Source organism: Streptomyces sp. NPDC018019 (assembly GCF_044327805.1).
GTDB lineage: Bacteria > Actinomycetota > Actinomycetes > Streptomycetales > Streptomycetaceae > Streptomyces.
Genome location: NZ_JBIRGD010000023.1, coordinates 74,375 through 86,766 on the forward strand (window position 1 = coordinate 74,375; position 12,392 = coordinate 86,766).

A 12,392-nucleotide genomic window follows, 5' to 3' on the forward strand; every position below is an offset into this window, starting at 1 on the left:
CACAGGACGGCGATAAGCGGTGCGGGTGGTGGAACTCAGCTCGGTCCCTCGGGGCAGATGTGTTGTTACCTCCTCGGCACGTCCCCCTCTGTCCGGGGCCGCTGGCATGGGGCCTGCCATCGGTCAACCCAGGGGCTGTTCCACCGCCCAGCGCCGCGGTAGCAGGATGAAGGCCCTGGTCGCGGGGGGGGGGGGGGCTGCTGGGCTGCTTCTGTTACCTCAGCAGGGGAAGGTGTTCATCCTCGCCTTCGTTGGAAGGGAGCCGTTCCTTCAGGTGTCTCACAAGCTGTTCAGGGGCAGCGTCTCGGAGATTCCGTCACCGGTCAGCCTGATGGTCATCGTGGTCGTTCTCGTGGTGGCCGCGATCCTGTCCGTATGGTTTTGGTAAATATTATGCCAAGTGGCGGCAAAAAGAGCTATTGTTTTTATATGAACAGGGATGAGTATGCGACGGCGCCGCAGGCCGGAGGCATCTGTCATGTCTGTCATCGGTCCTTGTCCGCGGTGCCCACGCGGTACAAGACCATGGGGGTCGTCGTTCCTCGGTGGAAGCTCAGCTCCTGCCGCAATCCTGATTGCCCGAACTGCTCGGAGGGCGCGCAGCGGGTGCAGAGTGCGGCAGGTGGTGGGGTGAAGTCGCGACCCGGCGAGAAGGTGATGTCTTCGAGAAAGTAGCGCTTACGGCAACGAGCCAACCAGGGCCGTGGCGGGAGGCTAGGCCGCGCTGTGCGTACGGCCGGTGAGCCACGGCACCGCTCAGGTGGGCACATGCATCTGGAGGTCGTCATGACAACCGGGGCCCACCCGACCCCAACACCCCCGGAATCAGTGACCGTCGCCAGTGTCGACGGCCGTCGAGTCGTGCTCACCTTCCGCGGTGAGCTGCACGCCGACGCGCTCCGCGCGCTCGACGCTCGGTTCGCCGACCCGCGTCTGCGCGAGGCCGACGCATGGGTGCTGGAGATGCATGAGCTGACCCATATCGACTTGGCCTGTGCGTACGCGCTCCTGCGCGCCCTCTCACGGCGGCCCGATGGTGCCTCGCTCACCCTCCGAGGCGCGCGTCGCGCCGTGGCGCGGACCCTGCGGCACGCCGGCATCGACGCGATCGGCGCGATCGAGGAGTGATACCGGCGCGTCGGGACACGGGAAAGCGCGGTGCCCGAATGTTGCAGAAGGTCAGTTCCGTACGTCGTCGGGGAGGTCCTTCGCCATATCCTCGGCCAAGGCCAGGCAGTCGGCGAGACGTTCGCGGTCGCTGTCCTGGAGGGCGATCGCGCGCACGCGCGTGAGCAGAGTCCGGGCCTGCTCGGAGTCCTCCTGGCGCAGGGCGAGTTCCGCGCGGTACACGAGGGCCTCGACAAGGTCCGTGGGGTGCGCGCTCTCTTGTACCCGGGCCAGGTTCGCGTCCAGGATCTTTACGGCCTGGGCGGTGTCGCCCTTGGAATCGCCGAGGACGACGGCGTTTTCCAGCGCTGTGGCCAGTTTGTTCGCGGGCGGCGGCGCAGCGGTCGGCTCGGGCGTCTCCTTGGCGGTGAAGATACGGATCCAGTTGCCGCCCGGATCGACCATGGTGAATCCCGTACGGCGACCGTCGTTCTTGCGCTTGCGGGGTGCGGTGATCCGCGGGATTCCTGAGACGGGCACCTTGCCGTACGCCGCGCGCAGGCCGTCCGCGAAGGAGCGGTGCAGGGCGCCGGTGTCGGGGACGTAGACCGCGCAAGCGCCGTAGGAGTCGGTGGGATCGAAGCCTTCGATGGCGAAGAAGTGCATCTCCAGGTCTTCGCGGCGCATGGCGATGTAGGGGTTCGGGCGGGTCTGCCGGTATGTCGTGGAGAAACCCAACGCCTCGTAGAACGTGATGACATCGTCGATCGAGCGGCAGGGCAGTTGGGGTATGGCCACCTCGTTGGCCATGCGGGCTCCTCGATGGTCGAAGTGGGCTGGGAGGCTTGTCGCGGTTCCTGGCCGATCACAGGAAGGGCGGACGGCTTCATGTGAGCCGCCTTGCGAGGCAGCGCCTGCCTCGCAAGGCGGCGCCCTGTCAGCCAGGAAACAGCTTCAAGAAGTCGATCGGAGCGTTCTAGTGGCAGAGTAGCGCTCTGCGTGGGCGGAGCGGCCCGCTCTACACCGATGGGTGGGAAGTTGCTTGGGTGCGGGCCGTGTTGGGAGGTGCGGTGAGATCGCGGACGCGGTGAGATCAAGGACACGGTGAGTCCCGGGACGTGGTGAGTTCAGGGGCGCTGGTTGGGGTGTTCGCGTCTGCTGAACCCATCGCATGGTGGAGTCCGGGGCGGGTTCTGTTTGGTTCTGTGGTTGTTGCTGCTTCGGTGGGTGTGGAGCCGAATGTGGGGAGTCAGGTGTGGAGGGCGAGGGCGTCGCTGTCTACTGCGGGCCGATGGCCTGGAGTTTGTCGCGGATCCAGGTGCCGGCGCGTACCGTTTCGTGCTGCCTGCGGCCGAGGGGCGCGGGCAGCGAGGTGATGGGGGTGTCGGGAGCGCAGGCGTGGAAGTACACCAGGGAGGTCAGTTCCTCGTTCGGGGCTTCGGTGGGTGGCGGCAGGACGCGGTGGCGTCCGGAGCGCCAGCGGTCGCCGCTCCAGCGCTGCATCAGGTCGCCGATGTTGAGGGTGAGGGCGCCCGGCGCCCAGGGAGCGTCGTGCCAGCCGGTCGTATCGTCGTGGATCTGGAGTCCGCCCTTGCCGGCCTGCCGGTCCAGGAGGGTCAGGAGCCCGAAGTCGGTGTGCGGGCCGATGCGGAACTGACCTGGCGCGGCAGGCCCGATGACGTCTGCGGCCGGGTACCAGTTGATGAGGACGTTCCCGTGCGGGTGGCGGGTGTGCCGGGTGAAGAAGTCCGCGGGCTGCCCCAGCGCGGTGGCCATGATCTCCAGCAGCGTGTCGGACACCGCGCGCATGCGGTCGGCGAACTCCCTCACGTACGTACGCAGGAGCGGTACTTCCGCGGGCCAGTGGGCGGGCAGCAGATCCGTACGGCCGGTACGGGACTCCAGGGCGGCCGCCCATGACTCCTTCAGGTCGGGCGGGGTCACCGTGCCCTCGGACGCTGCCGTGGTGACCTGCTCGCGGCCGTACCAACCGCCCCCGTCGCCCGGTTGGGCATAGCGGGCCTTCGCCTCCGTGGGGAGGGCGAAGAACGTTCGGGCTGCCGCGCGCAGCCGGGCCGGCAGTTGCCGGTCGATGCCGTGGCCGGAGACGAGGAGGAATCCGGTGGCCTGCAAGGAGCGGTCGACGTCGGCCGCGAGCCGGTTCCGGGCGGTGCGGTCCTGGCCGGACCACAGGGTGAGGTCGATGACGGGAACGTGCGGACGGTGCATGAGCGCACTGCTCCTTTCCCTGCACGAGCGGATGCACGAGCCGACGTTCGAGCCGACGTTCGAGCCGATGCATGAGCGGATGCAGGAGGGTGGAGTGGACGGGTTCGGGCGCCGGGCGGGGCAACCCCCGCTGTCGGCACGGTGATTGGCTATCGCCCGCTGTCGCCACCGGGCTCAGTTGCCTCCCGCTGCCGACACCGGCTTGGCTACCTTCCGCCGCCTGCGCCTTAGCTCCAAGCCGTACGCTGGAACGTGCAAAGAACCGTCGACCGAGCGGGGGATCACGGTGGATTCCGGCAGCCCGGACGATCTCGACCAGCGTCTGCTGCGCGCCCTCCAGCTCGACGGCCGGGCTCCTTTCAGCCGGCTCGCCCAGGCACTGGACGTCTCCGAGCACACCGCCGCCCGCCGCTACCGTCGTCTGCGCACCCTCGGCCTGCGGATCGTCGCCCGACCCAACCCCGTACGCCTGGGCCAGGTCCGCTGGCTGGTGCGCCTGCACTGCGCCCCCGAGGCGGCCGGTACCCTCGCGCACGCCCTCGCCCGCCGCCCCGACACCAGCTGGGTCACCCTTGCCTCCGGCGGCACCGAGCTCTACTGCGCCTTCGATGCGCGTACCGCGGAGGAAGGCAGCGCGCTGTTGCTGCGTAAATTGCCCCGCGCCCCGCACGTCGTGTCCATCAGCGCCCACTGCATGATGCGGATCTTCATCGGTGACACCAGTACCTGGCACGCCACCCGGTTCCGGACACCCGACCCTGCGGCGGCCTCCCCGGACGGAAGGTCTGGTGCATCCAGCACATTCGACGCTCCCCGTACTTCCGGAAGCTCTGGCACCCCCGGCACCCCCAGTGCCCCCGGCACCCCAGGCCCCTCCCCGCTCCGCCTCGACGCCACCGACCGTGCCCTGTTCACCGAACTCGCCCTCGACGGCCGTGCCACCCTGCCCGTTCTGAGCAAGGCCGCCGGCCGTTCGCCCTCCAGCGTCCAGCGCCGCCTCGACCGTTTGCGCGGTCAGGGCGCCCTCGGCTTCTTCGTCGACTTCGACCCGCGGCTGCTCGGCCATCACATGAGCACTCAGCTGTGGCTGAAGGTCGCCCCCGCCCATTTGCGTACCGTCGGGGAAACCCTCGCCAGCCACCCCGAGATCGCCTTCGCCGCCGCCGTCACCGGCTCCGCCAACCTCGTCGCCAGCGGCATCTTCCGCACGCCGGCCGACCTGTACGACTACATCGACCACAACCTCGGCCCACTGCCGGGCCTTCAGAGCATCGAGACCACACCCACCCTGCGCGAGGTCAAACGCCTCGCCCCGCTCGCATCGTGAGGACGCGTGTCACCAACGTCTCCGAACGACTTCTAGGGCCGCCCGACCCGGTTGAACGGCGTAGGGCGGGCCATCGGCTCTCTGCGGTAGAGGGCGAGGACGGAGCTGCCGAGTCTGATGAGCCAGCTCGGGGACTGCTGGCGTACGCTCTCGCGCTGGGTTTCCCATTCGACCGTGACTTCTCCGTACAACTCCACGGTCAGTGTGTTGATCTTGCTTTCCAGCCCCTCAAGGTAGGCCCCCAGCCGGATGATGGACTTGTTGCTGGTCCGCCAGTAGACGACGGCGAGTACGAAGAACGCGCCGATGCCCCCGATGAAGATGCCCGACAGCCCCTGTTTCTCGTCCTTGAGCAGGATCGTGCCCACGGCCGACGCCAGGACGGCCATCGCGCCTATGAAGCTGATGAGCTGGCTGCGGGCGACGACGCGCTGGTCTATTTCGCGGCGGAGCCACTCGTACTCCTTGAGCGCGATGGCCAGGAGTTCCTTCAGATCGTCTCGTGAGAGCTGCTGTGGCATGTCCCCTCCCGGAGGTCCCCACAGGGGATCCCCCGCCGCGCCTTCGCCGAACCTTTTCTGCGTGCGGGGGTGGGGTAGACCCGGTTCACGAGGGAGGGATCCGGGTTCGACGGGATGGTTCGGCGAAGATCGAGGAGCGGAGACCGTACGCAGGTGTCGCACCGGGTTCCACGTACCACTCGCGCCCCAGCAGCAGACCGAAGACGGGTACCGGCAGACGCAGGGCGAAGCGCATCACCGGAGCCAGCTGGCCCGTGCCGTGGAGTTGTGACCGGTGTGCGGCTAGCGCTGCCCGCCTGCGACGGGCGGCGCGCCGGGTGTCGACGCGGTGGGTGATGGCGGCGCGCGGGGTGTAGGCGCCGCGGAACGCCTCGGCGGTCCGGCGCAGGGGCAGGCCGAGGCGGCATGCCAGGCGCAGCGCCCGGACGATGGGCTCTCTCGGCAGCGTCGCCTCCAGCAGGAGGGCGACGGAGGCGCGCGTGGCGGCGCTACGGCCGACCTTGTGGACCTGCACGTGGTCGGGGTGGCCGTAGCCGCCGGTGGCGTCATAACTCAGCAGGACGTCCGCCCGCTCGGCCCGCAGGATCTCCGCGAGTTGCTCTGCTGCCGTTTCCGTGTCCGCCCTGGCGAACCGGACGCGGCCGGGAGGGTCGGGGAGCATCGGGTCGTCCCTGCCGCTGTCCGCGTACCCGAGGTGGAGGACCCGGTGGACGCCCAGTGCGGCGCAGCTGGCCCGCAGTTCGCGCATCCGTACGGGCTCCGTGCCGGTCGCCTCTCCCGTATTGCCGTCAGTCGCGGTGACGACCACGACGCGATGGCCTTCGGCAGCGGCGCACGCCAGGGTGCCTCCTGTCATGAGCACTTCGTCGTCGGGGTGGGCATGGAACGCCACGACAGTCGCCATGCAGCCATCTTCCATGGACCGGCGCCGGGCGTGGGCCGGGAGCCCGTCGATCCCTGCAAGGGGGGAAGCGGAGGTGGCGCGGTTGCCGCGTACGGGGCCCCCGCTCCCGTGGCGTTCGGCGCGGTCGGACCGTTGTGCGCGGTGGCCGGCACCGGGCTTCTGGGCCAGGCGCGGGACGCGGCCGTGAGGCGGCGGGGAGAGTTCCGCGTCCACCTCGTAGCCGGACCGGCGCCGAGAGGTGACGGGTGCCGGCCCCCGCCGTATGGGACCGCGCGGGCTCATACAGCAGATGCGCCGGGGAAGGCAACCAACTTATACCACGGTCTCCCCCGAGTTCCGCCGAAATGCGCGGTATTTGCCATTACTTTATGCGGCGCGGAAGATCTTTTTACCTCGGAATCCTTGCCTCTGTGTGCACTTCAGCATGTACTGTTGGAAATGGCATATGCAAAATCTTTTGCTCGCCGAAGGGTGCGTGGGGGTGTTTTTGGTGACACGGGGGAAGCTTTTTGGTCCCGCCTTTTCGGTGCCGGTGCTCGCATTGACCGTGCGGCTCGCCATCTCCTCGATCGTTCCCTCTCCGCTTGTCCTGTCAGGGCGGCTTTAGCCGGGCTTTCCTGCGGGTCCGACCGAAGAATGCAGAAATGTTTCTGTGTGCTGGAGGGGCGAATGGATAACAAAGTCATCACCGTCCTTGTCGTCGATGATCAGACCCTGCTGAGGGAAACGCTGTGCGATGTGCTGGCCGCCCAGCCCGACATCAAGGTGGTCGGCGGCCTGGCCAACGGGGAGGCCGCCGTGCGCATGGCCGGTGAGCTGCGCCCGGACGTCGTCCTGCTGGACGGGGCGGAGCCGTACGGGGTCGTCTCCGGTGTCGAGGCGATGCACCGGGTGTCGCCGCGTACGCAGTGCATCGTACTGACCTCTTTCCATCATCCCGCGCTTGTTCAGCAGGCGCTCCAGCTGCGGGTGAGCGGATTCCTGACCAAGAATTTACGGCGGGCCGAGGTGCTCGCCGCGATTCGTAGCGTCACCAGCCATCCGGGGCAGATATTCATGTCCGTACCAAAGGAAAGCATGGCGGCGCTCCCGCATACCTCGACGGCCCGCCTCTCCGCCCGTGAGCTGCAAATCATGGAGAACGTGGCCCGGGGGCTGAGCAACGGTCAGATCGCCGCCCGTCTCACCATCACCGAGGCGACGGTGAAACGTCATCTGAGCAATGTTTTCGAAAAGCTGGGCGCCGTTTCCCGGATCGACGCCGTGAACAAGGCGAAATCCATGCTGATCCTCGGGATCACCCGGAACAGCGGCCCGTACCCGCGGCCGGAGGCCCGCCTCCAGGTACAGGCCGGCACCTGAATCTCGCGGACCGGGCCCCGCGGCGATTCCCGCCCCGGGGCCCGGCCCGTCCCCGGGGCCCGGCCCGGCCCCCGGATCAGACGCGCTTGAGCACGTGCAGGATGTACTCGTCCCGGTTGAGCGGATTGGGCCCTTCGGGCCTCGGCCGTACGGGCGGCCGGCCGCCGGCGGGCCGGTAGTCCCGGTGCTCGGCCAGGAACACCCCTTCTCCCTGGGTCAGTCCGGGCACCCGCTGGTTGAAGTCGTGCACCACGCTGGTCGGCATGGTGCCCTCCAGACGGAAGACGTCCCCCTCGGCCGTGGGCACGCCGGGGTTGGCGCCCAGCTCCGCGAGTTTCGCCAGCACCGGGCTGAGCCGGGTGGCGGGCACCTCCAGCTCGAAGGCGCTGACCGGCTCGTACACCTGGGTCCCGGCCTGCCGGAGCGCGTCCATCAGGACCAGCGGCGTGGCCTTGCGGAAGTCGTCGGCCGCGCTGACCGGACTGGCGAATCCGGTACGCGTCAGGGTGACGGCGCAGTCGGTGACCTGCCAGCCGTACAGGCCGTGCCGCAGGGTGGCGTGCACCGTCTCCTCGATGGCCTTGTGGAAGGCCAGGGGGAGCGACCCCAGTTCCACCGCCAGGCGGAACACGATGCCCGCGCCCGGCTCGGCCGGCCCGACGCGCAGCCCCACGGTCGCCCAGAAGTAGTTGTGCGTCCGCGTGTCCAGCTCGATCAGCGCCTCGCCCGTGCCGACGGGCTTCTCGATGCAGACCGTACGGGTCGGGTCGAAGCGGACCCGTACGCCGAAGGACTCCGCGAGCGTGCTGCCGAGGATCTCCTTCTGCACCTCCCCGTAGAGGCGGACCACCGCGCCGGCCGCGTTCTCCTCGTCCTGCCGCAGGTCGATCGAGGGGTCCTGCTCGTCCAGCATGCGCAGAGCGGCGTGCAGCCGTCCGGCGTCCGCCGGGTGTTCCGGCCTGACCACGGTCTCCAGGCTGGGCGGGGCGAAGAAGTTCCGCGGCGGCGGACCGTCGAGGTGGCCGGCCCGGTCACCGACCCGTACGTCCTTCAGCCCCCAGACCTGCGCGATGTCCCCGGCGGTCGCCCGGATCTCGGCGGTGGCCGACCCGTGCTCGAAGACCCGCAGCGCGGTGACCCGTCCGGCGTGCTCGGTGACCCGGCCCGTATGGTCGACGCGGTGCAGCGTCACGGAGTCGCGGGTGCCCAGGGTGCCGGAGCGCAGCCGCAGGTACGCGACCGCCTCCCCGCGTGTGCCGCGGTCGACCTTGAAGACCGTGGCACGCAGCGGTGCGTCCCCCGCGTCGTGCACCGCCGGGAGCAACTCCCGGATGCCGCGCACCAGCTGGTCCAGGCCCTCGCCGGTCAGCGCGGACCCGAAGAACACCGGGTGCACCAGGCCCCGCGCGGTCTGCGCGGCCAGTTCCTCGGTGTACTCCTTCTCGGACAGCACGTGTTCCTCGTCCAGGTACGCGGCGAGGAAGTCGTCGTCGTGGTCGGCCAGCAGCTCACCGACCCGGACGCCGAACTCCGGGTCGGTGTCCGGGCCGAGCGGGGTCGCCCTGGCCCGCGGCGTACCGGCGTCCGCCACGGCGGTGAGGACCGCCGCGGCGGGCGTGAGCCGGTCGCGGATCTCGCGCAGCACTCCTTCGGGGCGCGCGCCACCCCGGTCGATCTTGTTGACGAAGACCAGGGTGGGGATCTCCAGCCTGCGCAGGGTCCGCATCAGGATGCGGGTCTGCGGCTGCACGCCCTCGACGGCCGAGACGACCAGAACGGCGCCGTCCAGCACCGCGAGCGCCCGCTCGACCTCGGAGATGAAGTCGGAGTGCCCCGGAGTGTCGATGAGGTTGACCTTGAGGCCGTCCAGGACGAAGGTGGCCACGGCGGACCGGATGGTGATGCCCCGCCGCCGCTCCAGCTCCAGCGAGTCGGTCTGTGTGGTGCCGGCATCCACGCTGCCGACCTCGTCGATCACTCCGGTGCGGTGCAGCAGCCGCTCGGTGAGGCTGGTCTTGCCGGCGTCAACGTGGGCCAGGATGCCCAGATTCAGCTTCTTCATGGAGGGGGTTCGGATTCCTCTGCGTCGTGATGCGGACCTTTCCTGCCGGATTCGTGGTCGCCTGCCGCATCGTTCCGCCCTCTCTGACGTTGCTTTTCGCCGCCCGGCGGGAAGACCCCCGCGGGCGTGATCACCGTAGCAAGCGCCGCCGCGGCGGGTCAGGGCTTGACGGCGACTATCAGCCAGTCGCCGAGCAGGTTGTCGATCCGCTCCGCCTGCCGGACCCGGAAGCCGGCCTCCTCGACCTCCGCGCGGTACTCCGCGACACTGCTGGACGAGCTGTCGCCGCGGATCAGACCGTGGTTGAGCCGTTGCAGCACGTCCTGCGCCGTCGTGGTGGCCGGATCGGTCATCAGGTCGTAGACCACCAGCGCGCCGCCGGGCGGCAGCGCCTCGTGGATGCGAGCGAGGAGCTTGCGCCGCTGCGGCACCGGCCAGTCGGGCAGCACGTGTCCGGTGACCACGGCGTCCGCGGGCGGCAGCGGCCCGGCCAGGAAGTCGCCGCCGTGGAAACGGACGCGGCCTTCCAGACCGCGGTCCCGGATCAGCTCCTCGGCCAGCGGCGCCAGGGCGGGGAGGTCGAACACGGCGCCCCGCAGGTGCGGATGGGCCAGGGCCAGCCGGGTGGCCAGGTTGCCCCGGGCGCCGCCGATGTCGACGAAGGACCCGTACCCGCTCCAGTCGATACGGTGTGCCAGCTCCTCGGCGGTGAAGGAACTGAAGGTGTCGAAGTGCGCCATGATCTGGCGGGCGCGCTCCGGGTCCGCGTAGTGCTCGGGGTACGCCTCGGGCCCGTGCGCCTCGGCGCCGGACCCCGCCTCGCCCTCCTGGAGCGCCGTCGTCAGCCCGGCCCACACGTGGTAGTGCTTGCGGGCGTGCTGGAGGACGGTGCCGCCCAGGTATTCGGAGGCGCCGGACACCAGGAACGCCTGCGCGGCGGGGGAGTTGCGGTAGCGGTCCCCGTCGGCCTCCAGCAACTCCAGTGCCACGAGCGCGTCGAGGAACTCCTTGGCCAGCGGATGGACGATCCGCAGCTTGTCCTTCACGTCCCCGAGGGTCGCGGGGCCGTCGGCCAGCAGGTCGAACAGGCCCAGTTCCACGGCGCTGTGCAGGGCCTTCGCCTGGTGGTACGCGGTGGCCAGGCGCAGCAGCGAGCGGGCCTGGGCCACGGGTGCGAGCGGTGCGGTGGTCATGGATCTCCTTGGCCTGTAAGGGGGGCGGGGCAGGGAACTACCGATCAGCCGCTTCACACGGCGGGCGGCCCGAACCAGGTGCGCAGGGCGTCGGTGAGCCCGTCCGCACCCGAATCCGGGGCCGTGGTCCAGCAGACGTAACCGTCGGGCCGGACCAGCAGCGCGGCCCGCCCGTCGACCGCGGAGCCCGGCTCCGCGACGCCCTCGGCCGCGACGTGGTCCACCCGGTCCTTCCACGCCGCCGCCTCGTCGACGAGCGCCGGGCCGGCTCCGAGGGTCAGCAGCACGCCGCGCGCCGCGTGGAAGTACGTGCTCAGCCGGCGGGTGCCGTCCTCGGTGACCAGCGGCAGGTCCGGGACGCGACGCCCCAGCAGCGGGTCCTCGCCCGGCATCGGGTAGCGCACGTCGAGCGCCGAGATGAGGCCGGCCAGGTAGCGGTTGGTCTCCGGGACGTGCAGCAGCTCGATCATCAGCTCCCGCAGCCCTTCGAAGCGCGGGTCCGGGTCGATCAGCACCGCCTGCGCGCGGGTGTTGCGCAGCACGCCGGCGGCGACCGGGCGGCGCTCGGCCTCGTAGCTGTCCAGCAGCTCCGGCGGCGCCGTGCCCGCGACCGTCGCCCCCAGCTTCCAGCCCAGGTTCACCGCGTCCTGGAACCCCAGGTTGAGGCCCTGGCCACCGGCGGGCAGGTGGATGTGGCAGGCGTCCCCGGCCAGCAGGACCCGGCCCGCGCGGTACCGCTCGGCCTGCCGCGAGGTGTCGGTGAGCCGGGAGAGCCAGCGCACGTCGTGCATCCCGAAGTCGCTGCCGGCCACCTCGGTGAGCGCGGCCCGCACGTCCTCCTCGGTGACCGGCGCCCGGCGGTCGGCGTAGGGCCGGTCGAAGAAGGCGACGGTGGCCCGGTAGACGTCCGGCTCCAGCGGGAAGGCGGCGAACCAGGCGCGCAGGTCGTGCCGCATGACGCCGTACGGCCGCATGGGGCCCATGCCCTCCCCGTGCGGCAGTTCCTCGCGGAACCGCGCGTCCGCGATCACCGCGAACATGTGCGGGTCCTGCCCGGGGAAGTCGATGCCGAGCAGCTTGCGTACGGTGCTGCCGCCGCCGTCGCACCCCACCAGGTACGCGCACTCGACCTCGTACGGGCCCTCGGGACCGGTGACGGAGACGGTCACGCCGTCGGCGTCCTGGGTGAGGGACGTCAGCGCGTGCCCGCGGCGCAGCTCGGCGCCCAGTTCCAGGGCCCGTCCGGTCAGCAGCTCCTCGGTGCGCACCTGGGGGACGAACAGCGCGTACGGGTGCCGGGTGTCGAACGACGAGAAGTCCAGGGGCACCCCGAGGCTGGCGAAGTTCCCGCCGCGCAGCTTGGGCGCGTCGGCCTGGAACTTCGCACCCAGCCCGCGCATGTCCAGCAGCTCGACGGTGCGCGCGTGCACGCCGAGTGCCTTGGAGAAGTCGACCGGCTGGTCCAGGCGTTCCAGCACCAGGGTGCTGGCACCGGCCAGGCGCAGTTCGCAGGCGAGCATCAGGCCGGTCGGCCCGGCGCCGGCGACCACCACGTCGTACCGCATACACGCTCCTCGCATCGGTGGATTCCGCCAGGCATGCTGGCCGCGCGGCTTCAAGGCGCCGTCCAGCCGGAATCCGGGGCGAGTGGCTCGAAGTGTGCTCGAACCGGGCTTCGTAGCGTGGC

The 12,392-nt window shown here is 70.1% G+C and carries 12 protein-coding genes; 4 read left to right on the forward strand and 8 right to left on the reverse strand.

From position 1 onward, the window contains the following. Positions 1–279 precede the first annotated feature (279 nt). Positions 280–480: a hypothetical protein gene (locus tag ACH4FX_RS31380; RefSeq protein WP_398484657.1), complete on the reverse strand. Its 201-nt coding sequence runs from the start codon at positions 478–480 to the stop codon at positions 280–282. A 348-nt stretch (positions 481–828) separates the two neighbouring features. Between ACH4FX_RS31380 and ACH4FX_RS31385 the strand changes: the two genes are divergently transcribed. Continuing rightward, complete coding sequence (locus ACH4FX_RS31385) at positions 829–1,128, forward strand: STAS domain-containing protein (protein WP_398484658.1); 300 nt, start codon at positions 829–831, stop codon at positions 1,126–1,128. Positions 1,129–1,179: 51 nt separating this feature from the next. On the opposite strand, the gene ACH4FX_RS31390 is transcribed toward ACH4FX_RS31385, so the two are convergent. Both ACH4FX_RS31390 and ACH4FX_RS31395 read right to left on the reverse strand, forming a co-directional pair. After that, complete coding sequence (locus ACH4FX_RS31390; RefSeq protein ID WP_398484660.1) at positions 1,180–1,917, reverse strand: VOC family protein; 738 nt, start codon at positions 1,915–1,917, stop codon at positions 1,180–1,182. A gap of 468 nt (positions 1,918–2,385) precedes the next feature. Continuing rightward, positions 2,386–3,336, reverse strand: coding sequence for an isopenicillin N synthase family dioxygenase (locus tag ACH4FX_RS31395; RefSeq protein WP_398484662.1), 951 nt, complete (start codon positions 3,334–3,336; stop codon positions 2,386–2,388). Here ACH4FX_RS31395 and ACH4FX_RS31400 point away from each other — a divergent pair. Continuing rightward, a complete protein-coding gene (locus tag ACH4FX_RS31400) occupies positions 3,335–3,481 on the forward strand; it encodes a hypothetical protein (RefSeq protein WP_398484664.1) in 147 nt (48 codons plus the stop codon). The genes ACH4FX_RS31395 and ACH4FX_RS31400 overlap by 2 nt on opposite strands. A 141-nt stretch (positions 3,482–3,622) precedes the next feature. Next, complete coding sequence (locus tag ACH4FX_RS31405; protein ID WP_398484666.1) at positions 3,623–4,663, forward strand: Lrp/AsnC family transcriptional regulator; 1,041 nt, start codon at positions 3,623–3,625, stop codon at positions 4,661–4,663. Positions 4,664–4,695: 32 nt separating this feature from the next. Here ACH4FX_RS31405 and ACH4FX_RS31410 read toward each other — a convergent pair whose 3' ends face one another. Continuing rightward, a complete protein-coding gene (locus ACH4FX_RS31410; protein ID WP_398484668.1) occupies positions 4,696–5,184 on the reverse strand; it encodes a hypothetical protein in 489 nt (162 codons plus the stop codon). Positions 5,185–5,269: 85 nt separating this feature from the next. After that, the gene (locus tag ACH4FX_RS31415) at positions 5,270–6,088 is read right to left on the reverse strand and encodes a PIG-L deacetylase family protein (RefSeq protein WP_398484670.1); all 819 of its coding nucleotides are present in this window, start codon (positions 6,086–6,088) and stop codon (positions 5,270–5,272) included. Positions 6,089–6,742: 654 nt separating this feature from the next. Between ACH4FX_RS31415 and ACH4FX_RS31420 the strand changes: the two genes are divergently transcribed. Then, the gene (locus ACH4FX_RS31420) at positions 6,743–7,450 is read left to right on the forward strand and encodes a LuxR C-terminal-related transcriptional regulator (protein ID WP_398484672.1); all 708 of its coding nucleotides are present in this window, start codon (positions 6,743–6,745) and stop codon (positions 7,448–7,450) included. Positions 7,451–7,526: 76 nt separating this feature from the next. Here ACH4FX_RS31420 and otr(A) read toward each other — a convergent pair whose 3' ends face one another. From otr(A) to ACH4FX_RS31435, 3 genes are all read right to left on the reverse strand, one after another. After that, the gene (gene otr(A) / locus ACH4FX_RS31425; RefSeq protein ID WP_398484674.1) at positions 7,527–9,512 is read right to left on the reverse strand and encodes a tetracycline resistance ribosomal protection protein Otr(A); all 1,986 of its coding nucleotides are present in this window, start codon (positions 9,510–9,512) and stop codon (positions 7,527–7,529) included. Positions 9,513–9,670: 158 nt separating this feature from the next. Further along, a complete protein-coding gene (locus ACH4FX_RS31430) occupies positions 9,671–10,705 on the reverse strand; it encodes a methyltransferase (RefSeq protein WP_398484676.1) in 1,035 nt (344 codons plus the stop codon). A gap of 53 nt (positions 10,706–10,758) precedes the next feature. Further along, the gene (locus tag ACH4FX_RS31435) at positions 10,759–12,270 is read right to left on the reverse strand and encodes an FAD-dependent monooxygenase (RefSeq protein ID WP_398484678.1); all 1,512 of its coding nucleotides are present in this window, start codon (positions 12,268–12,270) and stop codon (positions 10,759–10,761) included. Positions 12,271–12,392 lie beyond the last annotated feature (122 nt).

Excerpts from the sequence above, each read along its gene's own strand:
- ACH4FX_RS31390 (WP_398484660.1), bottom strand. The coding sequence starts at position 1,917 with ATGGCCAACGAGGTGGCCATACCCCAACTGCCCTGCCGCTCGATCGAC.
- ACH4FX_RS31395 (WP_398484662.1), bottom strand. The coding sequence starts at position 3,336 with ATGCACCGTCCGCACGTTCCCGTCATCGACCTCACCCTGTGGTCCGGC.
- ACH4FX_RS31380 (WP_398484657.1), bottom strand. The coding sequence starts at position 480 with ATGACAGATGCCTCCGGCCTGCGGCGCCGTCGCATACTCATCCCTGTT.
- ACH4FX_RS31415 (WP_398484670.1), bottom strand. The coding sequence starts at position 6,088 with ATGGCGACTGTCGTGGCGTTCCATGCCCACCCCGACGACGAAGTGCTC.
- ACH4FX_RS31400 (WP_398484664.1), top strand. The coding sequence starts at position 3,335 with ATGAGCGCACTGCTCCTTTCCCTGCACGAGCGGATGCACGAGCCGACG.
- ACH4FX_RS31410 (WP_398484668.1), bottom strand. The coding sequence starts at position 5,184 with ATGCCACAGCAGCTCTCACGAGACGATCTGAAGGAACTCCTGGCCATC.
- ACH4FX_RS31435 (WP_398484678.1), bottom strand. The coding sequence starts at position 12,270 with ATGCGGTACGACGTGGTGGTCGCCGGCGCCGGGCCGACCGGCCTGATG.
- ACH4FX_RS31430 (WP_398484676.1), bottom strand. The coding sequence starts at position 10,705 with ATGACCACCGCACCGCTCGCACCCGTGGCCCAGGCCCGCTCGCTGCTG.